At 43.8% G+C, this 20,192-nt stretch carries 21 protein-coding genes; 13 read left to right on the forward strand and 8 right to left on the reverse strand.

The window, feature by feature from the left end; all coding sequences use genetic code 11:
• Positions 1-75: 75 nt before the first annotated feature.
• Positions 76-2,556 carry a bifunctional diguanylate cyclase/phosphodiesterase gene (locus OCW38_RS00430; RefSeq protein ID WP_016790200.1) on the forward strand — a complete coding sequence of 827 codons (2,481 nt, stop codon included), beginning with the start codon at positions 76-78 and terminating at the stop codon, positions 2,554-2,556.
• 132 nt (positions 2,557-2,688) lie between these two features.
• Here the strand turns inward: OCW38_RS00430 and OCW38_RS00435 are convergent, their stop codons facing one another.
• Positions 2,689-3,285 (reverse strand): tRNA-uridine aminocarboxypropyltransferase, encoded by a 597-nt coding sequence (locus OCW38_RS00435; RefSeq protein WP_010438769.1) that lies wholly within the window; start codon positions 3,283-3,285, stop codon positions 2,689-2,691.
• Positions 3,286-3,287: 2 nt separating this feature from the next.
• Positions 3,288-4,832, reverse strand: coding sequence for a COG3650 family protein (locus OCW38_RS00440; protein WP_016793355.1), 1,545 nt, complete (start codon positions 4,830-4,832; stop codon positions 3,288-3,290).
• Positions 4,833-4,871: 39 nt separating this feature from the next.
• On the opposite strand from OCW38_RS00440, the gene OCW38_RS00445 reads away from it, so the two are divergent.
• The gene (locus OCW38_RS00445; RefSeq protein WP_102297034.1) at positions 4,872-5,339 is read left to right on the forward strand and encodes an EVE domain-containing protein; all 468 of its coding nucleotides are present in this window, start codon (positions 4,872-4,874) and stop codon (positions 5,337-5,339) included.
• Positions 5,340-5,396: 57 nt separating this feature from the next.
• Here OCW38_RS00445 and OCW38_RS00450 read toward each other — a convergent pair whose 3' ends face one another.
• The 3 genes from OCW38_RS00450 to OCW38_RS00460 all read right to left on the reverse strand — a co-directional run bounded on the left by OCW38_RS00450 (position 5,397) and on the right by OCW38_RS00460 (position 8,872).
• Complete coding sequence (locus OCW38_RS00450; protein ID WP_261893540.1) at positions 5,397-6,734, reverse strand: IS4 family transposase; 1,338 nt, start codon at positions 6,732-6,734, stop codon at positions 5,397-5,399.
• Between the two features lie 143 nt (positions 6,735-6,877).
• Positions 6,878-7,705, reverse strand: coding sequence for a Cof-type HAD-IIB family hydrolase (locus OCW38_RS00455; RefSeq protein ID WP_010438760.1), 828 nt, complete (start codon positions 7,703-7,705; stop codon positions 6,878-6,880).
• A 186-nt stretch (positions 7,706-7,891) separates the two neighbouring features.
• Complete coding sequence (locus OCW38_RS00460; protein ID WP_016784003.1) at positions 7,892-8,872, reverse strand: alpha/beta fold hydrolase; 981 nt, start codon at positions 8,870-8,872, stop codon at positions 7,892-7,894.
• 81 nt (positions 8,873-8,953) lie between these two features.
• On the opposite strand from OCW38_RS00460, the gene rhtB reads away from it, so the two are divergent.
• From rhtB to OCW38_RS00495, 7 genes are all read left to right on the forward strand, one after another.
• Complete coding sequence (gene rhtB / locus OCW38_RS00465) at positions 8,954-9,571, forward strand: homoserine/homoserine lactone efflux protein (protein WP_016787982.1); 618 nt, start codon at positions 8,954-8,956, stop codon at positions 9,569-9,571.
• A 45-nt stretch (positions 9,572-9,616) separates the two neighbouring features.
• A complete protein-coding gene (locus tag OCW38_RS00470; protein ID WP_010438750.1) occupies positions 9,617-10,837 on the forward strand; it encodes an EAL and HDOD domain-containing protein in 1,221 nt (406 codons plus the stop codon).
• A 99-nt stretch (positions 10,838-10,936) separates the two neighbouring features.
• Complete coding sequence (locus OCW38_RS00475; RefSeq protein ID WP_010438748.1) at positions 10,937-11,278, forward strand: metalloregulator ArsR/SmtB family transcription factor; 342 nt, start codon at positions 10,937-10,939, stop codon at positions 11,276-11,278.
• Between the two features lie 41 nt (positions 11,279-11,319).
• Positions 11,320-12,321 carry an ArsJ-associated glyceraldehyde-3-phosphate dehydrogenase gene (locus tag OCW38_RS00480; RefSeq protein ID WP_016768437.1) on the forward strand — a complete coding sequence of 334 codons (1,002 nt, stop codon included), beginning with the start codon at positions 11,320-11,322 and terminating at the stop codon, positions 12,319-12,321.
• A 23-nt stretch (positions 12,322-12,344) separates the two neighbouring features.
• The gene (locus OCW38_RS00485; RefSeq protein ID WP_016784001.1) at positions 12,345-12,854 is read left to right on the forward strand and encodes a cyclin-dependent kinase inhibitor 3 family protein; all 510 of its coding nucleotides are present in this window, start codon (positions 12,345-12,347) and stop codon (positions 12,852-12,854) included.
• 97 nt (positions 12,855-12,951) lie between these two features.
• Positions 12,952-14,172, forward strand: a complete 1,221-nt coding sequence (gene arsJ, locus OCW38_RS00490) for an organoarsenical effux MFS transporter ArsJ (protein WP_010438743.1) — start codon at positions 12,952-12,954, stop codon at positions 14,170-14,172.
• Between the two features lie 169 nt (positions 14,173-14,341).
• Positions 14,342-15,355: an acyltransferase gene (locus OCW38_RS00495; protein ID WP_010438741.1), complete on the forward strand. Its 1,014-nt coding sequence runs from the start codon at positions 14,342-14,344 to the stop codon at positions 15,353-15,355.
• A gap of 74 nt (positions 15,356-15,429) precedes the next feature.
• On the opposite strand, the gene OCW38_RS00500 is transcribed toward OCW38_RS00495, so the two are convergent.
• On the reverse strand, positions 15,430-15,759 hold the full coding sequence (locus tag OCW38_RS00500) for a DUF2500 domain-containing protein (protein ID WP_261894756.1): 330 nt from the start codon (positions 15,757-15,759) through the stop codon (positions 15,430-15,432).
• 244 nt (positions 15,760-16,003) lie between these two features.
• On the opposite strand from OCW38_RS00500, the gene OCW38_RS00505 reads away from it, so the two are divergent.
• The 4 genes from OCW38_RS00505 to OCW38_RS00520 all read left to right on the forward strand — a co-directional run bounded on the left by OCW38_RS00505 (position 16,004) and on the right by OCW38_RS00520 (position 19,053).
• On the forward strand, positions 16,004-16,378 hold the full coding sequence (locus tag OCW38_RS00505) for a hypothetical protein (protein WP_010438737.1): 375 nt from the start codon (positions 16,004-16,006) through the stop codon (positions 16,376-16,378).
• 927 nt (positions 16,379-17,305) lie between these two features.
• Positions 17,306-17,926: a lysoplasmalogenase gene (locus OCW38_RS00510; RefSeq protein ID WP_010438734.1), complete on the forward strand. Its 621-nt coding sequence runs from the start codon at positions 17,306-17,308 to the stop codon at positions 17,924-17,926.
• 90 nt (positions 17,927-18,016) lie between these two features.
• Complete coding sequence (locus OCW38_RS00515) at positions 18,017-18,253, forward strand: YecH family metal-binding protein (protein ID WP_010438731.1); 237 nt, start codon at positions 18,017-18,019, stop codon at positions 18,251-18,253.
• Between the two features lie 215 nt (positions 18,254-18,468).
• The gene (locus OCW38_RS00520; RefSeq protein ID WP_010438728.1) at positions 18,469-19,053 is read left to right on the forward strand and encodes a YhgN family NAAT transporter; all 585 of its coding nucleotides are present in this window, start codon (positions 18,469-18,471) and stop codon (positions 19,051-19,053) included.
• Between the two features lie 117 nt (positions 19,054-19,170).
• On the opposite strand, the gene OCW38_RS00525 is transcribed toward OCW38_RS00520, so the two are convergent.
• A complete protein-coding gene (locus tag OCW38_RS00525) occupies positions 19,171-19,437 on the reverse strand; it encodes a DUF1145 domain-containing protein (protein WP_009848233.1) in 267 nt (88 codons plus the stop codon).
• Positions 19,438-19,447: 10 nt separating this feature from the next.
• Positions 19,448-20,050 (reverse strand): 16S rRNA (guanine(966)-N(2))-methyltransferase RsmD, encoded by a 603-nt coding sequence (rsmD, locus tag OCW38_RS00530; RefSeq protein ID WP_016768440.1) that lies wholly within the window; start codon positions 20,048-20,050, stop codon positions 19,448-19,450.
• Positions 20,051-20,192: the final 142 nt, after the last annotated feature.

Consider the following 20,192-nt stretch of genomic DNA (forward strand, 5'->3'; position numbering starts at 1 on the left):
ATCGTAATTATTCCGTGCAAGCTGTATTTATACTAAGCACAATGACGAATCATTAACGTAACGATTAATGTGAATATGCAGTCGACCTCTCTCCTGATACAAGACATAGAACAAACCCAACATGAATTGGACAAGATAGATTTTCATAAACATGAAAGTTTGCTGATTCAGGTGTTTTCTTCTTTCGAGAAAGGTTCGGTTTTGGCTGCCTGCCAAGTGATTAAATCGATTTTCCCCAACGCCAAACTCATTGGTTGTAGTGCAAACCACTACATCAGCCAAGGTGTCATCCTGCATCAAGGCCTTTATCTTATTGTCACTCGCTTTGACGCGACGTCTTACACTTGCGGTATTGTGGAGTACAGTGAGCAGCCTCTACTCGATAGTGGAATGATGGCGGAGCAACTGCAGTGTCATGCCGAAACTCAAAGTATCATCTGTTTCGCAGATCGCTTGCAGATAAACAACCGAGCTCTGTTTGCAGCGTTTGAGCAATCGAGATACTCATTACCTATTTGTGGTGGTGCCTCTACCATTACAGAGGGGGGCCGATGGGTAATGCTCAATGGTGTCTGTTATGAAAATGCCTATGTGATGGTGGCGTTGCACAGCTCAAAGCTTGCCATTACCAAAGGTTATTACACTGAGTGGAATCCAATCGGTCGAACCTTTCGAGTGACGGGCGCTCAAGATAATCGGTTAGCAGAATTGGATGGAATGCCGATTCGTGATCTTTATAATCGTTACCTTGCTGATGGTCTGGAGGTCCCTTTTGAACAGTTGCACAACTTCCCTTTGATGGTTGGCGACCCAAAAGAGCAAAATATTCACCTGCCACTTGAGGTCATGGAGTGCGGAGAGATAGAGTTCAGTGGTCAGTTTCAGGTGGGCGATGAGGTCAGATTTTGTTATGACCACCCCTCATTGACTTTAGAGCAAGTTAGGCTTGGCGTTCAACAAATTGCCTCACATAAACCAGAACAGCTCTTTATCTATAACTGCACTTCTCGAATCGACTTTATCGATGGTAACCAAGAGGTAGAGGTTTTCCAAAAGCTGGCGGATACTTACGGTGTTTATTGTATGGGCGAGCTTTATCAAGATACGGGTCAACAAAGAATCTTGCATCATAGCTTAACTTATCTCGCCCTAAGAGAAGGGGAAGGTAAGGCTGCGTTGCCACTCGAAACACAACCAGCAACCAATATATCCCCGCTATTTTCACTGATTCGAAACGCACTGCTTGATGTCGATGATATGAACAACAGTATGGCCAGTAAGATTCAACAGCAAGCGACTGCATTGACTGCGAGCTACCGAATTGATCGCCGTACTGGCTTACCCAATCGAAGTGTTCTGCGTGAAGCATTGTCGACAATGAGTTTTTATAGCCATTTATTAACGCTGAAGGTCACCACCTTTGGTCAAATCAATGAGAAGTACGGTTATCGAGTAGGTGATAAGCTTCTGCATGATTTGAGTGAATACCTTCAAAAAGCACTTTTGAAGTTCTTTGATGAGAGTTGCCAACTTTATAGTATTGGCATTGGCGAGTGGGCCGTGGTTTTTGACAGTTGGGCTAGTCAAGAGCAAATCCACCAGCGTTTCTCTGAATTTGCAGATCAAACCGAGCATGTCAACTTTGAGCCAATGGGGTTACCGGATATCGATTATCTTTCGGTTTCAGTCTGTGCTGGTGTCGCGAGTCGTCGCGATTTCCCTACGACCTCCATTGATGATTTATTACTGAAAGCGATTGAAGCTCGACGCAGCGCGGTGAGTCAGAATAAACATCTGGTGAGTGCTAAGGCGTTAATCCAATTAGAGAAGCATCGCCAAGAACAACTCGGTTGGCTATCGTGTGTCAGCCGCGCGGTGCTCAACCAAAATATTGTTGCTTGCTCGCAACCCATTGTGTCGGCACATAGTCATCAATTAGAAAGCTACGAGTGCTTGGTTCGAATCGAAGAAGATGGCCAGCTGATCGCACCGGGTAAGTTCTTACCTATTATTGAGGGTACCCACCTCTATACACGCTTAAGTCGCCAAATGATAACGCGCACCTTTGATTTCATGAGCCAGAGAACCGATTCGTTCTCAATTAACTTAGCGCCACAAGATTTCAGCAATGAGAAAACCATTTTACACCTTGAGCAAGCCATCAAAAAAATTAGCCACCCACAGCGTATTGGTTTAGAGGTGTTAGAAACTGAGCAAATTCAGGATTACGGTCGCTTGATCGAGGTGTGTAATCACTTTCGCGATCTTGGGGTGAATATCATTGTCGATGACTTTGGTTCTGGCTATTCGAACATCGATGAAATATTGAAACTGGAACCACAAGTGATAAAGCTCGATGGCAGCTTGATTCGCAATATCGATAAAGATAAGAAGCAACGCAAAATAGCTCAACAACTCGTCAGTCTGTGTCATATCTTAAACGCTAAGACGGTAGCGGAGTTCGTACATAATGAACAGGTATGTCGAATAGCAGAGGATATGGGGGTTGATTACTTGCAGGGGTATCATTTTGGTGAACCCAAGCGTCTGTTTTGATGGGGCGATTGACGTAGCCGATCGTTTCACGTGAAACACTCATTGGTTCAAAAACTAAAGTGCGATGTAAAAAGGGTGAGCTTATGGCTCACCCTTTGTTTTTAGCTATTTATCTCCAGCATCTGCACTCAACTATTTGAGTGAGTGGCCACACTTATCGGCTTGGAATACTTTTAGATAATGTTGGAAATAGTCATCAATCTGTCGCGCTTGCTCTTCTTCACCTAATGCCTTGAGCAGTTCAACGCCAACCTCACAGGTACACAAATGACCACTGTCTTGGTTGCGGCGCAGAGTGTATGAGGATTCACTGGTAATGTTGAGGTGAGCTTGTGGAATCGCTTGTAACCAAACACTCTTGTTGAGTATTTTCTTCGCTTCTTGCCATGTTCCATCCAAAATAATGAATAGCGGCTTACGATCTCCAGCTACAGATGACACGGCTTGCTGACATTCGATGCTTTTATCACTTGGAAACAATAGAAAAGGCTGTCGTGTTTCATCTTCAAGTAATGCCATTAGATCGGCAGGTGGTGTCTTTCGTTGCCACACGAACGCCTCGCACTTCTCAAGCGATTGTTGCAGCAGTTTCCCTGTATTAGTGTCTCGCGAAAACTCATTCTCGTGAGTCAACAGTACAAGGTCGACTTGGCTCTTAATACTTGGTATTAAATGACAAACGCATTGGTGAGTAAAACCACAACCACCACAAGCTTGTTGGTTACTCATGTTTATAACTTAACTCCGATTTTTGCTGGTGAGATACCATCCGCGAACAAAACCACATCGCTGATATTAGCATTATCTGCGACTGGCGCTACGCTTGGGTTAAGTGGGTAGCTGACACCAGAGTAAGACAGTGTATGTTTCGCCGGTGTTGCCCCACCTCCGCTGACATTGAAGATAAGATCGTGCCAGCCGTGGCTTTGTGATTTGCCAAGGCGGATATCCCCTTTGACCAATGTTACCCGGCTGTTGAAACGCCAGTTGTCTTGATGGTTTTCAAAAATGAGTAAAGTACAGCCTCCAGAGCCACACCAGTTGAGTTGAGCGAGTAACTCTTCTTTACCGTCACCGTTAAGATCGTAAGTCAGCCAACGATACTTAGTGTTGTCCGGTGAGGTGTTATTGATCTTGAAATACTCACGGATCGCTTGGTCGACTTTTTGATCAAGTTGATCGCTCGAGTTAACCTGTTTTGCGGTTAGATCCACGGCCGTGGTCGTGTTTACTTGCGCCTGTTCACTCTTGGCTTCAAATAACACCAAACCGCCATTGGCAATCGGGTAGACAACGTTGCCTACTTTCTCTTTTTCAGCGACCAGCTTGCCGTTGTCGAGCGTGAAGATACGTTCAGAGATTAAGTATTGTTGCTGGTGGCGAGTCATTACCACTTGTACTTGATTTTGGTTCAGTTGCTGCCAGAAGCCTTGTTCAACAATTGAAGGGTCGCCATTGCTGTACGAGTATGTGGTCACAGCGCTGTGATCATCGTTGAGTTCAAGGTTGATAGAGAACCCTGTGTTCTTCGTTGAACTTGCGAAGTAGAGCCCGCTCCAGTTCAGCGTTGGATCTTGATTTGATAATGTCGCACAGCCACTGTAGCTACTGTCATTGAGATTGAGCTTGGCTTCCAAGCCGTAGATTGAGTCGCTCATGCCATCGCTACAGCTTTCTTTTTTGAGATTGAGTTTTCCTTGCGCCGTTTTACCTTCTAATTGGTAATCACGACTGTTTGGTGTGGTGCGGCTTGATTCAATATTTAGGCGTTGTGGTTCTTCGCCCATCTGAGCGTATTTGAGTTGGTCTTTATCGAAGGCTGCGGACCAGAAAGGTTCATTGCCAAATACGCGTGTTGAACGTAGGGGTTGGTCACAACGGTTAGGGTTTTCTGCGGTTAGGATATTCACTTGATCAACCACGAAACGTGCCGTGAAATCTGCGTTATAACCCGTTTGGCTCGGCACAGTTAGGTATCCAATCAGCTCGCCATATAAAGCTTGGTAAGGTCGGGTTGCTAGCCCTTGAGCTTCCAGTGCTAATTCTGGTGATAAATCTAACCAGTATTGTTGTTGGCTACCGCAAGGAGTGAAGGTTCGGCTTTCATGGCCAACCACAACCTGACCACGCATGATGAAGGTTTGCGGTTGGATGCTCAGTGGCTCATCCAAGGTTGCTGGTGGTAGTTCTGGCTTTTGGGGGACATCTGGCGCTGTGACACAGCCTTGTAGAGCGAATGCGACTAGCCATGTCACTGGGTTTTTTATTACCTTCATGTTATATCTTCCTCGGAGCAACCGTTAATTGGATTTATTATGGCATATTGGTTATTTAAAACAGAACCTGACACCTTTTCTATTCAGACTCTGAGAGTACAAAAAACCTCTTGTTGGGAGGGTGTACGCAACTATCAGGCTCGAAACATGATGCGCGATGAAGTTAAGCTTGGAGACCTAGTGATGATATACCATTCATCATGTAAGAAAGTTGGCGTAGCAGGGATCGCCAAAGTAACCAGAGAAGCCTACCCAGACCACTTTCAGTTCGACCCAGAGAGTGATTACTACGATCCTAAGTCTTCACCAGATAACCCGCGCTGGATAATGGTGGATGTCGAGTTTGTTCGAGTGACTGAACGCTTGATTCCCTTAGCAACGCTTAAAGCCATGCCTGAACTATCAGAGATGTCATTGGTGAAGCGCGGTAATCGCTTATCTATCATGCCGGTTACCGAACAAGAGTGGCAGGCAATCTTAAGCAAAGAAGTGCTAGATTCTCGATAGCATTAGAGAGAGCTTTTTACGTAAGGTTCAAAAAGGCAGCCAGTTGGCCAACACCTATCATTTAAGGTGTTTAGATCGCACAGTGTAGCGAGTCTTACTAAAACGAACGGTCCTACCTTTGGGCCGTTTTTGTTTTTCGGGCAAAATATAACGTTTCACTCGCTCTCTCATAGCTCGCAGCTTTTTGGGAATAGAACCTGGAGAAGCGATAGCACACCACATTAGCTCATCTTGAATATCTCGAAGTGCCATCGTAAAGCTTATCCTAAGTGGTGAGACTTCTGCCTCTTTTGCTATTCGGCTAATCTCCAGACGGATTAAGTTATACGCGATAAGGATACCCCATACCTCTTGCTTTACACCCTCTACAGATTGACTGCGGAGCAGAATTTCATCTTCAAGCATGTCATGCTTAATCTCGCCATAACTCTTCTCGATTTCCCACCTTTCGAAGTACACGTCTAATAATGATTTTAAACTGTATTTTCTATCTGTTAGAGAAGTCAGCAGCCCTTGTATATGATTGGGTTGTTGTTCACCATCATCGGGGTATAGAGCCAGCCTCGCTTTCCACGTTTCCGGGAGGCTCGGGTCTTGCTTTCTAGCTTGTGGAGAGACTTTCATCTCTACAATCAGATCTCGCCCATCATCATCGAGTTGCTCGATGGTTTCATACTTCACATTCGACTTTATGGGCGTCATCCAGTGACTTGTCCCATGCTCTCGTTGCCAGTTAAGCATAAGCTCTGCGCTCAGGTAGCAACGGTCAAAAATGGTCAATGAATTCGGGACAGCTGATGAAATTAAATCTTTTGCATAGCTAATTTCACCTTTAGAACTTTCCCCAAAAGCCACATCATGAATAAGTCGACTCCGTAGGGATGTGAGTGCGCACATTCGAACGATTGGATATTCAGTGTGCCTGTCTTTTCGGTAGTAAACATATTGATAATGCTCAGCTAAGCTTGGGTTATCGTGCGTTCTAAACTGTGTGCCATCAATTGAAAATAGGCTCAAACCATTCCATTTATCACCCGCATCTTCCGACTGTGTCCAGTGCTTTGCTGTGATTGAGAATAATGACTCTAAAGGTTTAGCGGTGAGGCGCTTTCTCGCCTGGGGAATCGCACTAGGTGCAATAGACTCACCCAATGAGTTAGACAATTTGAGGTCGAGTTTATCGAGTACATCGGTAATCGGTCTATCTCGATAGAGACCAATACCAACGACTAACCATACAACAAGTTCGGCAGGTAACTTTCTACGACGCATACTCGCTTTGTTCGTTTCAGATAAAGCTTGGTTTATCCAATCTAGCGGAAGGTCTTTTTGGAACAAAGAAAGAGATTCTGGATTAGCAAAATCGTCAACATCGATTAACCAGTGTGACAGCATAAAAAATACCCTTAAACAGAAGTGCTTAAGGGTATTGTCAACCATCTGCAGGATCGTTCAACTGATCAGGAAAATGCTTAAATGATCAGTGTTAGCCAGTTGGCTGCCTTTTTATTTATTAAGATGGCTTCGACGAGACAAGGTTAGAGCAGATGTTTTTCTAAGTAGTGTGCAACCGCATCGTCGGCGTTGCTGCCAATCACTTCATTGTGTGGCAAAGCTTTGAGGACCTTCTCATGCGATGTACCCATCACTAAGCCTTTTCCAGCCATTGAAAGGAGTTCGACATCGTTCATGCCATCACCAAAGGCAATACAGTTCTCAAGTTCTAGGTCTATAGATTGTGCAACGGCTTGTAGCGCATCACCCTTAGACACTTCTGCTGCCATCACTTCTAAACACCAAGGCGTTGAGAATGCGATATTCAGCTTGTCACCAAACTGCTCGTTCAATTTATCTTCGAACGGAACAAGGTGTTCATGTTCTTGATTTGGGTGAGTACAGAAGATTTTAGCAATGCCTTCGGTCGGCGCATTGTCGACGTCATACAGTCGGTATGTAAAACCAGTTTGATCGTGGAAATTCTTCATGGTTTCGTCTTCACGGTTTAGCAACCATTCGTCGTTCATGTAGATATGAATAAAGATCTCAGGGTCTTGTTTGAGAACATCAACTACGCTTTGTACAAGATCCACTGGCAGGTTTTTGGCATACATCAGGTTGTCGTCTTGATCATGCACACGCGCGCCGTTCGAGGTGATCATGTAAGCGGGGATGCCTGTTTGTTTACGAATGCCTGCAACATCAACATGGTGTCGGCCAGTAGCGAAGATAAAGGTATAACCTTGTCCATGTAACTTCGTGAGTGTCTGCTTAGTAAAGTCGCTGAGCTGATGGTTTGGCGCTAACAGCGTACCATCTAAATCGGAGGCAACAATTTTCACGGAATCTTTTAGTGCAGGAATAGTCATTTAACCCTCATTGCAAAATGCTTAACTAAAATCGACACTAGCTAACGCTAGTATTCTCTTTAACTACAATATCTGTACTTGGAAATTGTATGCCAAATTTGCGTAAGAAAAGAGGGCAAAGCTCGCCTACTTCTCTTCCTCTTTAGCACCTCAATTCTTAAAGGCTTGCCCTCTTAATCGTCCTCGTTAAGCAAAGAATTGATTGATGGCGTCTAGTGTTTGATTACGGTATTCATCTTGTTCAAACAATACTTCATGCCTAGATCCTTCAATGACCTTAAACATGCAATCTGAGTTGGTTTTCTTCAATTTATTGATGAATTTTACTTGAGCATCGTTACTGACAATTTTTTCTTCCCCTGCCTGAATCAATAACAGCGGGATTTTTATTTGACGAGTTTGTTGTATCGCCTGTTTAGCGGCCATTAACCCTTGCCATACCCAGCGTGTGCTTGGTCCGCCAACCTGCAAAGAGGGGGAGCCGTCATACAGGCAACGAAACCACTGATAACGCACCTTACTGTGGCTTAGTAGGTTGTTTTCAAAAGGCTTTGAATAATAGGCCTGTTGGCCCGGAGCATACGTTGGTTTAGCGTGAAAAGCCGTTAACGCTTGTCCAACGAGCATCGCGATAGGTTTAAAATACCACTCGGTGTTGATACCAAACATTGGAGCGCACAGGGTGACTTTGTCAAACGGGTGAGCTGGATGAGTTTGCAAGTATCGAGTAGCTATAGTGCTACCCATTGAGTGTGCGAGCAGGTAGCGATTGGAATATCGGCTTAGATCAAAACTGGCAATGACGTCAGACATATCTGAAACGTAATCATCAAACTCATGAATGTGACCAATGTCAGAGTCTGTTACCATGCGTTCAGACTGGCCTTGACCTTGGTGGTCAAATGAATAAACGTCATAGCCTTGCTGATAGAAATCATAAAAGAGTTCTTGGTATTTCAAGCAACATTCAATGCGGCCATTTGAAATAACAATGGCTTTGGTGTGCGTTGGTGAGGTTAAGCTACACCAGTACAGCTTCTTTTTGCCAGATGTTGTTAGATACCCATCTTTTCGTTGTTGCCAAAGGGTGGGGATAGGGTGTTTAATCGCTTGTTCGAACTGAGGTTCTTGCGTGTAAGAAAACGGGGCTTCACTGTGGTTTTCCATGGGAAATTACCTGAACTGATGCATGTGAGAGCTTTATTGCTACTAATGTTGTTAGATTAAAGAACTAGTAAGGAAATGCAAATGGATACTCATGTTTGGCTTGCTTATGTCGTCACTGCGATATTGTTTAGTTTGGCTCCGGGCTCAGGTACCGTTAACTCGATCAGTAATGGACTTAGTTATGGCACTAAGAAGTCACTTGCGTCGATCGCAGGCTTACAGCTTGGCCTTGCATTCCACATTTTGTTGGTGGGGGCGGGTATCGGTGCATTAGTGGCAAAATCAGCGCTGGCATTCACCATTATCAAATGGGTTGGTGTAGTTTACCTGGTTTGGTTGGGCATTCAAAAATGGCGTGATAACTCTAACTTGGTGGCTTCAGAAGAGAGCTCTACGCTATCGAGTAGTAAGTTACTTAGAAATGCTGTGCTTATTAATCTAACTAACCCGAAATCTATCGTGTTTTTAGTGGCTCTGTTTCCTCAGTTTATCGACCCGACACAACCTCAAGCACCACAACTGTTAGTCCTCGGTGTGACAACGGTATTCATTGATAGCGTTGTTATGTTGGGTTACACCTCATTAGCTTCACAAATGGGACGTTTTATTCGCTCTGATCGCATAATGGGTAAGATAAATAAAATATTTGGTGGTATGTTCATGGGTTGCGGCGCTTTGCTAGCTGCTGCCAAAGCTTAATGAAAGTAATAGAGTTATAGTTAAATCAATTAGAGTTATCAATAAATGACCGCTACGTACGTTGCTCGACAACCTATCTTAAATCGTAACAAGAACACGCTCGGTTATGAGCTGTTGTTTCGCGATGGAGAGAGGAATGCCTATCCAGCGCATATTGAGTCTAATCGAGCAACGTATCGTCTGATTGTTGAAAACTTTTTGTCGGTAGGGCTTAACCCTTCGATCTCATCTTCGCGCTGCTTTATCAATTTCCCATACCAAAGCCTGATTCGTCGACTTCCTTTAAGTTTACCGAAAGACAAGGTGGTGGTAGAGATCCTCGAGACCTGTAAACCAACCGATGAGTTATTAGATGCGGTAAAAGAGCTTTACCAAGCTGGCTACATGATTGCTCTTGATGATTTTACATCGACGCCTGAATGGGAACGCTTCCTGAGATATACGCACATCGTTAAGCTCGACATCATGCAAATGGGTTTGGATGAGGCGTGTGATTTGGTTAAAGCCCATCAAGGGAAGAAGTTTAGCTTTCTTGCTGAACGCGTTGAAACCGAACAAGAATTCAAGCAAGCGAAAGAGGCCGGTTTTAAGTTCTTCCAAGGCTACTTCTTTAGTAAACCGCAAATCATCAAGACCAAGTATATTAGCCCAGAGCAAGTGATTGCCATGGAGTTATTTCAAGAGGTGTGTAAACCGGACGTCGACTTCCAACGTGTTGAAAGCATTGTCGCGAAAGATGTTGCTTTATCTTATAAGTTACTGCGGTTTGTAAACACCATGTCGCCTCGTCTTGAGGTGACTATTTCTTCGTTCCGTCAGGCCTTAGTGTATCTGGGGCAAGAGAAACTGAAAATGTTTGTCTCGTTGGCGGTGGCATCTTATGTCTCTGATAAAAAACCAAAAGAGTTGTATGGCCTGTCTTTACAGCGTGCTCAATTTTGCCAGCGCATGTCTCGTTACCAAGCATTTGCAGGGCACACTGAGCAGGCGTTTATGATTGGTTTGTTTTCATTGCTTGATGCGCTGCTTGATCTGTCGTTAGAGAATCTTGTAGAGCAGTTGCCGTTGTGTAAAAGTATCAAGGTTGCTTTGCTTCGAAGAGAAGGGCCATACGGGACTCTACTGGCACTTGAAGAGAGTTTTGAGCATGCAGATTGGCAACAAATTGATGAGCATTGCGCTGATCTAGGACTTAATGTCGAGCAAGTAAAAACAGAGCTTACCGAAGCGCGACGCTGGAGCCATACCGTTACTAACCAGCTTTGATTTATCTTTGTTAAACTTTAATGACAATTGAAACGCACGCCTTGACGTGCGTTTTTTTATAATTAAGATATATGCATATCCATATATGAGTATGTAATTATGCTTCCTCACCAATTTTTTAAATTACTGTCTGATGAAACGCGAGTGCGTTGCTTAATGCTGATTGTGCGCAATGAATGCCTTTCTGTTGGTGAGTTGACTCAAGCATTACAAGAAAGTCAGCCAAAGATTTCCCGTCACCTAGCGCAGTTGCGCTCAAATGGTATTTTGACGGATGTTCGCCAAGGGCAGTGGGTGTTTTATCGTCTGTCACAAGATTTACCCGGTTGGATGCTCAAGTTAATTGATGACCTTATCGCATCGAACTGTTTGAAAACGGAATACCAGCAAGATATTGAGCGTTTAGAAGCAATAACTTCACGCCCTCAATGTTGCGTTTAATTGAATATTTTTAGATTCACCACTGACTGAGAGAACACACAATGACAGTTAAAGTAGGTATTAATGGTTTTGGCCGTATCGGCCGTTTAGCACTTCGTGCCGCATTCGATTGGGCTGAGCTAGAGTTTGTTCAGATTAACGATGTTGCTGGCGATACATCGACATTGGCTCACTTGCTTGAGTTTGATTCTGTTCAAGGCCGCTGGAACCACGCAGTGAATGTTGAAGGCGATGAGATGATCGTCAATGGACAGCGTATCAAGACGACTCAAGAGCGCGATATTGATGCTGTTGATTGGTCAGGTTGTGATGTTGTTCTTGAAGCGACTGGTGTTCACCGTAAAACCTCTTTCCTTAATAAATACCTTGAGCAAGGCGTGAAGCGTGTTGTGGTATCGGCTCCAGTGAAAGAAGACGGTGTCGCCAACATCGTAGTTGGTGTAAATGACGCTATCTTCGATCCAGCGGTACATAAGATTGTGACAGCTGCATCTTGTACTACTAACTGTCTTGCGCCTGTTGTGAAGGTGATTAACGAGAAGTTAGGCATCGAGAACGCAGCCTTTACCACTATTCACGATCTAACCAATACACAAACTATATTAGATGCGCCGCACAAAGACCTACGTCGTGCTCGTGCATGTGGTATGAGTCTTATCCCGACAACGACAGGCAGCGCTAAAGCGATTGTTGAGATCTTCCCAGAGCTTGAAAACCGCATCAACGGCCACGCGGTTCGTGTACCACTAGCGAATGCTTCTCTGACAGATATCATCTTTGAAGTGAAGCAAGACACCACAGCCGAAGATGTTAACGCGATGCTGAAAGAAGCGTCTGAGAATGAACTTAAAGGCATTCTTGGTTTTGAAGAGCGTCCACTGGTTTCTATCGATTACAAAGGTGACCAACGCTCAACCATCGTGGATGCACTATCAACTATGTTAGTGGGTAAGCGCATGGTCAAGATTTACGCTTGGTACGACAACGAGATGGGCTACGCAACACGTACTGCTGAGCTAGTTCGTACTGTTGGTCTGGCTTAATTTACAAGATTTTTAAGAGATAGATGACGATGACAAACTCTCAAGTACATCCAACATGGCAACTAGATTTAGAAACTGGTGCGTTAGTGCTTACTCCATGTCCAGGTACCAAAGGTGCTGACTTAGATGCATCTCTAGCGCAACTGAAAGCACAAGGCGTGGAAGCGATTGTGACGGCTCTAGACAGTGAAGAACTGGCGAGCAAGAACGTATCTGAGCTAGGCGAGAAAGCGCAAGTACTAGGCATGCAGTGGTTCCAAATCGAAATCGAAGACGATTGTGCTCCGGGTGCTGATTTTGCTGCGAAATGGCAGGCGGCTAGCCCTGCGCTACACCAAGTGGTGGATAACGGCGGCAAGGTAGCAATGCACTGCATGGGCGGTTCTGGCCGTACTGGCTTGCTTGCTGCACACTTGCTGTTAGAGAAGAGTTGGGATCTGAGTAAGATTGTTCAAGAAGTACAATCACTTCGTCCGGGCGCCTTCACTAAACCGATCCAGATTGAGTACATTAATGGCGTAGCGAACGGCTAATAAGCCATGGTTGTTATACAAGGAGCTTTTGGTATCTGGAGTGTTGAACTTATCATGATCCAAAAGCTCTTTTTGTTTAGATTGCAGAGATAGCATTATGTTTTCAAACCTAAGTAAGAGCGTTCGCCAATATATGTTGGTGACATTCAACTATTGGAATTTCACCATTACGGATGGTGCACTTCGTATGCTGGTGGTTCTGTATTTCTATGACCTTGGCTACAGTTCGTTAGAGATCGCCTCACTGTTCCTTTTTTATGAATTCTTTGGTGTAGTGACTAACCTAATCGGTGGTTGGTTAGGGGCGCGTCTTGGCCTCAATAAAACCATGAATATCGGCTTAGGGATGCAGGTTGTCGCCTTGAGTATGCTCGCGGTGCCAAGCGCAATGTTGACCATCCCTTGGGTAATGGCGGCGCAGGCGTTGTCTGGTATCGCTAAAGACCTCAATAAGATGAGTGCCAAGAGCTCAATCAAAACTTTAGTCCCTGATGAACAGCAAGGTGCGCTTTATAAGTGGATTGCGGTTCTAACCGGATCTAAGAATGCACTGAAAGGTGCCGGGTTCTTTATCGGTGGTTTACTGCTTTCGATGATTGGTTTCCAGTACGCTGTGCTCGCGATGGCTGCTGTGCTGACATTGGTCTTCATTGGCAGTTTGGTGAGCTTAGAAGCGGACATGGGGAAAGCGAAAACTAAACCCAAGTTCAAACAGATTTTCTCCAAATCTGAATCCATCAATATCTTATCGGCTGCACGTATGTTCCTATTTGGTGCTCGTGATGTGTGGTTTGTGATTGCTCTGCCGATTTATCTAGGCAGCGTGTTTGGTTGGGATCACTCATGGGTTGGTGGCTTCTTAGCGGCTTGGACCATCGCTTACGGCTTTGTACAGGGCATTGCACCAAAGATTACCGGTAAAGCGCAAGGTAAGGTACCTGATGGCCATGCAGCGCTATTGTGGGCGGGGGCGTTGGCTATTGTGACCGCTGGTATTGCCTATGCGGTGCAAATTGGCTGGCAACCAGAGTTAGTGATCATCGGTGGCTTGATGGTGTTTGGTGCCGTTTTCGCGGTGAACTCATCATTGCACTCATACTTGATTGTGAGTTATGCGAAAGGCGATGGTGTGTCGCTTGATGTCGGCTTCTACTACATGGCGAATGCGATGGGCCGTTTGATTGGTACGATATTATCAGGCTTGGTTTTCCAAATGGCCGGCTTGTCTGCGTGTCTTTGGGTCTCCTTCGCGTTCTTAGCGATAACGACACTGATCTCTTTGCGTTTACCGAAAGTGCCACAAATCTCAGCGGCATAAGCTTCAGCCGCATGAGCCTTAGTCGTAAGAGCGAGGCTTGTATAGCCTAAAGTCGAATGAACTTAATTCGCGATAAGCCTCTCCTTTAACACTAAGCTGACTTGGTATTTATTCCGGTCAGCTTTTTTATTGCTATAGTAGAATGATTGAATATTAATCAGGCATTTACATGAAGCAGCGAATTCTCTTTTTTGATTTAGCACGATGTGTCGCGGCCGTAGCGGTTATCGCGATTCATGTTTTGGCTCCTTATCGTAATGAATTGAACACCATTCCTTTCGGCGAATGGCTTACCGCCATCACGGTGAACAGTTTCAGCCGCTGGGCGGTGCCGGTGTTCATCTTGATTACTGGTGCCCTGATGCTCAGTGACCAACGCCCGTTTGATGCGAAATACTACCTTAAGCGTCGATTGGGCAAGGTACTGATCCCTTTCATTGTCTGGTCGCTTTTCTATACCTACCTATCTGGTTGGTCTGCGATGGGTTTTGATGCTGATGTGAGTTGGGATATTTTGCTCAATAGTTACCATCACTACACGTACTACCATCTTGGTTTCTTCTATTACTTTATCCCGCTCTACTTTGTGATTCCTTTCTTACAGATCATGGTTAGAAAGTATGGGGACAAAGCGGTTTATGGTTTCACTGCAGTGTGGCTATTTACCACTTTGTTGTTCTTACTCAGGATAGATGGCCCATGGAGTCACGAGCTGTGGCTTTACACTGGGTACCTACCTTTGGGGTATATGCTGTATAAAATCGTTCCGCTTAACAAGGTGACGGTCGGTGTGAGTGTTTTACTTGGTGGGTTAGCATTACTAACCACGGTCTACATGGTGGTTGATGCAAGCCTGATAGCTGAGGAATACACGGTAGGTCGTTGGTTATCTTACAAAACATTGAATACGGTATTAGCTGCAAGCATGGTGTTCATGCTGTGTCGTTATTACGGAGAGGGTTTATCTGATAAGAGCAATCAAGTGGTTGGTTTTATCAGTAAACACAGTTTAGGTATTTACCTGCTGCATCCTATCTTTTTGTGGCCAATGAAAGAGTTCGGTTGGTTCCAAGGACATCCTGCTTGGGTGATTCCATTATGGATCGTGGTTAGTGGTGCAGGGGCTTTATGGATGAGCTGGTTAGTATCTAAGTCAGAGAAGACACGTTGGCTTTTACCTTAGCGATTAGTACTAAGGCTATTCTTGCGAACTGTGCTTGGCTTGCTTTGATGACAGATGGTTGAGGCGGTTTATGACTAGCGTTTCAAAGCAAAGTGCAAAAATTTATCGCCTTGGTAAGTTAAGGTTCCTTTATCACCAGGATTAAGTGCGTGGAAATAGTGGATACCGACTTGGAATTCTCGCTTCGGACCAACAACCCCACGTTGAACGTAAATCCAGTATTCTTGATCTTCTTGGCCCGGTTCGGCGTCAGGAAGATCGATGGATTGTTTGTCTAACACAGTGGCATTCACTTTCTTTTCTGGCGCATTTTCACCTTGCGTGTGTTTTCGATAGAAACCAAGAAATACCCAAGCTGCTAGACCGGCGAGTGCAAAGATGGCAAAAAAGAGTGAATTAGGCATATAACCTCCATGTAGTCGTGATGGTTATTCTAGTCTTTCAAGCAATAGGGATATGTGTTTGAAGCCGTTATTCGTGAAGTGTTGTAAGCCAAGCTGATTATTTTTCGGCTGATATCACATTTAATGGCTAGTTTGGGATAAAGCGTTGTTATTTATTGTCTCTTTCTCTCGTAAATAACAATGATTTTGTATAAGAATAAGGAAATGCTCGACTAGAATTATAGTGTGGAGTGGGAGGGCCAAGATGACCGATATTGAAAAAGTGGTGAATAGAACTCGCAATATAGAAAAATTATTGAGACTTCAATATCACGCTGAAGGCGAAGGATTGCATGAGCTTGTAACAAGCTGTGAAGAAAGGCTACCGCACGATATGGTAATCAAGCTGCGTTATATCGCAACGTGTCGTAACAAGGTAGTGAATGAACATGAGGCTCAGCTGGAAGACCAGCAAAAATTTATAATGATGTGTAACGACTGTGAGAAGGAACTGACACCTCGTAGCGGTCGTTTTATTTGGCGAGTTGCGATCTTACTGATGATGGTAATGACTTTGGCTGCTGCTGGTTTCTATTATGCGAACTGGGATGTATTAACATTACATTTGTTTTCGAAGTGAAAAATCTGAACAAAAAAAGGGACGCTCATGGCGTCCCTTTTTTTATCTGTAACTTGCTTAGTACATCATCGGTAGTGTCATTAGACCTACAACTACCGCGATCATTACAAGTCCTTGTCTTTGCGAAGATGAAATCATAACACTACTCCTAAATTTGGTTGTCTCTCGCTATGTTTAAAAGAATAGCACTACTTATGGCTTTAGATCAAGTATTACTTTCGAAAGCTTTAAAAGTAGAAGAAAAGTGCCAGTTTTTAAGTTGTAAATCTCGATTTAACTGTATTTTTTGGTGTGTTCTTATTTTGTTCGTTGTGATTCATGTTTGTTCTTATTACATTTAAGTTGTTGTTTTTGTTGTGGTGTATTGTGTAATTGATATTGTTAAAAGTTGTTAAACTGTATTAATAGGGGTTGGGTATGTCCAGGTTGTTTTTGGCTGTGTTTTCTATTTTTTGTTAGGTTTTAAGTGGTAATTTTTACATAGGTATAGGGTTGTTCTGACAATTAGACGTTAAATCAAAGCAAACCTCTTACTTTAGTGGGCTAGTGCTACTTGGCCTTTTGTTTTTCTGTTTTATTTTTGTTTTTTTGTTTTAAGTTGCTGTTTTTAATTGCTTAATTTATTTTTGGTTTGTATTTAATATCATGATTTTAGCCGGTTTTTGCGCATTTTTGACAGTTTCGTTAGACTAGAATTGTCCAAATGACAAGTTGAAGGGCTGGAGTCGAGCTTTAAAGAGGTTTTGTATGAAAGTGTTCTAGTTTTAAACAAATATCAATGAGAGCTAAGGGATTTCTTATTGCTTGGGGGAAAGAGGTGCTTTTTTAGTGGAAGCGTAATCAAGATCCAATTTTGAAAGGCTTAGGCTTTACATCAACACTCGTGTGCCTAGACTGGCGACGTTTTAAAGCAATAGGGTAAATGATATGTGGAGTTGGTTAGCGGTTTCCTTGTCTGGTATTGGAGTAATAGCAGGAACGAAACATGGACATATCGGTCAGGCCTTATCGTATAAGGTTTTTACCTTTGTATTATTAGCGATCATTGCTTTAACTCAATCTGTTGTTGCTGATTTTACCTATTGGGTAGTGGCTGGGTTGGCTATCTCTGCGATTGCAGATGTTCTTCATACTTTCACTCAAAAACGTTCTCTACATTTTGTTTGTTTCTTGGTTGCTCAACTTTGTTATAGCAAAGCATTTTGGTTACAGTTGTCAGGAGAAATGGTCTGGTGGCTGTTCGCTTTGTTGTTAGCGGCATGTATTGTTGCTTTCTTCTTATTATTGCCTCGCTTAGATAAACTTGTCTTTCCTGTTGTTATCATGGGGATGGTGCTTATTCAGCTGGCATGGGCTTCTGGTGAGGTTTGGTTGCTTGATCCTAAACTGTCCCATGCGGTGGGCTTTGCTGGCTGTAGTGTGTTGCTGCTTTCTGCATTGGCTTATGCACTGAACTGTTATCGTAGCCCAATCAAAGGTGCTTACTTTTGGGTGACGGGCAGTTATTTATTTGCACATGCACTTATTGTGGCATCTCTGACCATTTAGGGTAGAGCTTACTCAATTCTGAGCTACATCAAGGCAGCCTTGTTGAAAGTCTGTACTCTACGCTTAATTCATTAAACATGAGATTGAGTTATGACTATCGAAATTCACGCACACAACGTTTTAAATTTGCTTAGTGAAAAACCACTGACTCGTGAAGAGCTGACACAAGAACTGGCTCTGACGTATGGAGCAAAAGCTCGCTTTCACACTTGTAAGCTAGACGGTCTAGATTTGGATGCTTTGTTGAAGTTTTTTCTGAAGATGGAAAAGGTCGTGATTGTTGATAACAAGCTTTGTACCAATCGCGAGCGCGTGTGTAATCATTGATCTTTAGTAGGTACTGAGTTTTAGATATTTTTGGTTTCAGAGCCTTTTGATCTTCAGATATTGGGCGAGTGGATGAGAGGTTTTGACTCCACTCCTATATTTATTTCCGTATCACTTCCCTCTGTAAATTCCCTCTTAACGATGCCAACTACTGTGTTCGAAAATCAATGTGAGGCTGTTATACTCCGCGCACCTTCGCTTTTCGAGATCAACTTATGGAAATCTTATCTGCAGCAACCATGCTGTTTCTTATTATGGACCCGCTTGGTAATCTACCAATTGTGCTCTCTATCCTTAAGCACCTCGATCCGAAGCGTCGCCGTATTGTTCTTGTTCGTGAACTGATGTTTGCACTGATTATCTTGCTGTTGTTCTTGTTTGCTGGACAAAGCATTATGAACTTCCTGCACGTACAACCTGAAACCTTGAGTATCTCAGGTGGTATTATTTTGTTTATCATCGCGATTAAGATGATTTTCCCAAGCGCAGGTAGTATTACAGGCCTCGCGGCAGGTGAAGAGCCGTTTATTGTGCCTATGGCGATTCCGATGATTGCAGGCCCGTCAGTGATTGCGGCATTGATTCTGTTGTCGACCCAGCATCCTGACAACATGCTAGAGCTCTCAGCTGCTGTGATGCTGGCTTGGGGCGCGACCTTCTTTATTCTGATGTTTAATGGCTTCTTCCTGCGAGTACTGGGAGAGAGAGGTCTTAAAGCCATCGAGCGCTTGATGGGCTTGTTGCTGGTTATGCTGTCGACGCAAATGTTCCTAGATGGTGTAAAGGGCTACATGGGCTAACATCAGTATCAACGATGAATAAAAAAACGCCGCTCAAATGAGCGGCGCTTTTGTATCGACTGTTTCTGTCATGATGTTTTCTGTAGTTCAGTATTTTGTATCTGAGCTTAAGCTTGATTACATCATGTGTTTGCGTCGGATATCGAGTAGGGCAAAGACTCCGAAAATCAGTATTGACCATTTCTCCCAACGTGACATTTCGATCTTATCGCCAAAAGCACCGATGAAAATCAGCATCTGCAGGCCGTGCATGAAGAACAAAAATGCTGTCATGATATAAAGCGCAATCGCAGCATTACCCGGGAATGGGTAGAAAATATTGGCGATTAAGATAAACCAAACAAAGGCGATGGCTGCTTTTGCTAGTGGAAGCAAGAACTTCATTCAATAACTCCTATTCTTCAGTGATTCGATTGAACAGTCGGTAGCTAGACTGGCCAGTGGTCTTATCGCGATGCAATTCCCAGTTATCTGGCATAGCTTCGAGTTTCAGTTCTTTCTCTGTTTCAACGTAAATGATCGCATTGTCTGCAAGCCAACCATTACTCTCAAGCAGTTGTACTGTTTCTGCCAGCAAGCCTTTACGAAATGGTGGATCAAGGAAAACCATATCGTAAGGAGTGCCAGGCTTCTTAAGGAAAGAGATAGCATCAGTATTCACGACACTGATGTTGTCTGCTTTGAGCTCTTTCGCGTTATCAGAAAGCTGTTTGGCTGCCTTTTGATTCATTTCGAGCAGTGTCACCATTTTTGCTTGGCGAGAAGCGGCTTCAAAACCTAGACCGCCAGAACCGGCAAATACATCCAAGCAAGTTGAATGTGGGATATCTTGAGCCACCCAGTTAAAGAGTGTCTCTTTTACTCGGTCAATGGTTGGGCGTAATCCTTCTAAATCATGAACGGGCAGTTTTCTACCTCTCCACGAGCCACTAATAATTCGAACAAAGCCTCCGGATGGCTTTTTTTGTGATGTGTTTTGCTGGCGACGTCTTACCATAGATTTTTTGACCGCTAATAAAGTGATACTATACCGAGCCCAATTTAAGTGGGTTCGTGTATTAAATAAATTTACAATGACAAAGTGTATCAAGCTAAAAGCAAACTTATCACTGCTTTGTCATTTTTCTTTACTATTCGTT

It is taken from the genome of Vibrio cyclitrophicus, from assembly GCF_024347435.1.
In the GTDB taxonomy this organism is placed as follows: Bacteria; Pseudomonadota; Gammaproteobacteria; order Enterobacterales; family Vibrionaceae; genus Vibrio; species Vibrio cyclitrophicus.

What these genes read in the sequence shown, in the direction of transcription:
- OCW38_RS00430 (WP_016790200.1), top strand. Translation starts at nt 76, where the DNA reads ATGCAGTCGACCTCTCTCCTGATACAAGACATAGAACAAACCCAACAT.
- OCW38_RS00435 (WP_010438769.1), bottom strand. Translation starts at nt 3,285, where the DNA reads ATGAGTAACCAACAAGCTTGTGGTGGTTGTGGTTTTACTCACCAATGC.
- OCW38_RS00440 (WP_016793355.1), bottom strand. Translation starts at nt 4,832, where the DNA reads ATGAAGGTAATAAAAAACCCAGTGACATGGCTAGTCGCATTCGCTCTA.
- OCW38_RS00445 (WP_102297034.1), top strand. Translation starts at nt 4,872, where the DNA reads ATGGCATATTGGTTATTTAAAACAGAACCTGACACCTTTTCTATTCAG.
- OCW38_RS00450 (WP_261893540.1), bottom strand. Translation starts at nt 6,734, where the DNA reads ATGCTGTCACACTGGTTAATCGATGTTGACGATTTTGCTAATCCAGAA.
- OCW38_RS00455 (WP_010438760.1), bottom strand. Translation starts at nt 7,705, where the DNA reads ATGACTATTCCTGCACTAAAAGATTCCGTGAAAATTGTTGCCTCCGAT.
- OCW38_RS00460 (WP_016784003.1), bottom strand. Translation starts at nt 8,872, where the DNA reads ATGGAAAACCACAGTGAAGCCCCGTTTTCTTACACGCAAGAACCTCAG.
- rhtB (WP_016787982.1), top strand. Translation starts at nt 8,954, where the DNA reads ATGGATACTCATGTTTGGCTTGCTTATGTCGTCACTGCGATATTGTTT.
- OCW38_RS00470 (WP_010438750.1), top strand. Translation starts at nt 9,617, where the DNA reads ATGACCGCTACGTACGTTGCTCGACAACCTATCTTAAATCGTAACAAG.
- OCW38_RS00475 (WP_010438748.1), top strand. Translation starts at nt 10,937, where the DNA reads ATGCTTCCTCACCAATTTTTTAAATTACTGTCTGATGAAACGCGAGTG.
- OCW38_RS00480 (WP_016768437.1), top strand. Translation starts at nt 11,320, where the DNA reads ATGACAGTTAAAGTAGGTATTAATGGTTTTGGCCGTATCGGCCGTTTA.
- OCW38_RS00485 (WP_016784001.1), top strand. Translation starts at nt 12,345, where the DNA reads ATGACGATGACAAACTCTCAAGTACATCCAACATGGCAACTAGATTTA.
- arsJ (WP_010438743.1), top strand. Translation starts at nt 12,952, where the DNA reads ATGTTTTCAAACCTAAGTAAGAGCGTTCGCCAATATATGTTGGTGACA.
- OCW38_RS00495 (WP_010438741.1), top strand. Translation starts at nt 14,342, where the DNA reads ATGAAGCAGCGAATTCTCTTTTTTGATTTAGCACGATGTGTCGCGGCC.
- OCW38_RS00500 (WP_261894756.1), bottom strand. Translation starts at nt 15,759, where the DNA reads ATGCCTAATTCACTCTTTTTTGCCATCTTTGCACTCGCCGGTCTAGCA.
- OCW38_RS00505 (WP_010438737.1), top strand. Translation starts at nt 16,004, where the DNA reads ATGACCGATATTGAAAAAGTGGTGAATAGAACTCGCAATATAGAAAAA.
- OCW38_RS00510 (WP_010438734.1), top strand. Translation starts at nt 17,306, where the DNA reads ATGTGGAGTTGGTTAGCGGTTTCCTTGTCTGGTATTGGAGTAATAGCA.
- OCW38_RS00515 (WP_010438731.1), top strand. Translation starts at nt 18,017, where the DNA reads ATGACTATCGAAATTCACGCACACAACGTTTTAAATTTGCTTAGTGAA.
- OCW38_RS00520 (WP_010438728.1), top strand. Translation starts at nt 18,469, where the DNA reads ATGGAAATCTTATCTGCAGCAACCATGCTGTTTCTTATTATGGACCCG.
- OCW38_RS00525 (WP_009848233.1), bottom strand. Translation starts at nt 19,437, where the DNA reads ATGAAGTTCTTGCTTCCACTAGCAAAAGCAGCCATCGCCTTTGTTTGG.
- rsmD (WP_016768440.1), bottom strand. Translation starts at nt 20,050, where the DNA reads ATGGTAAGACGTCGCCAGCAAAACACATCACAAAAAAAGCCATCCGGA.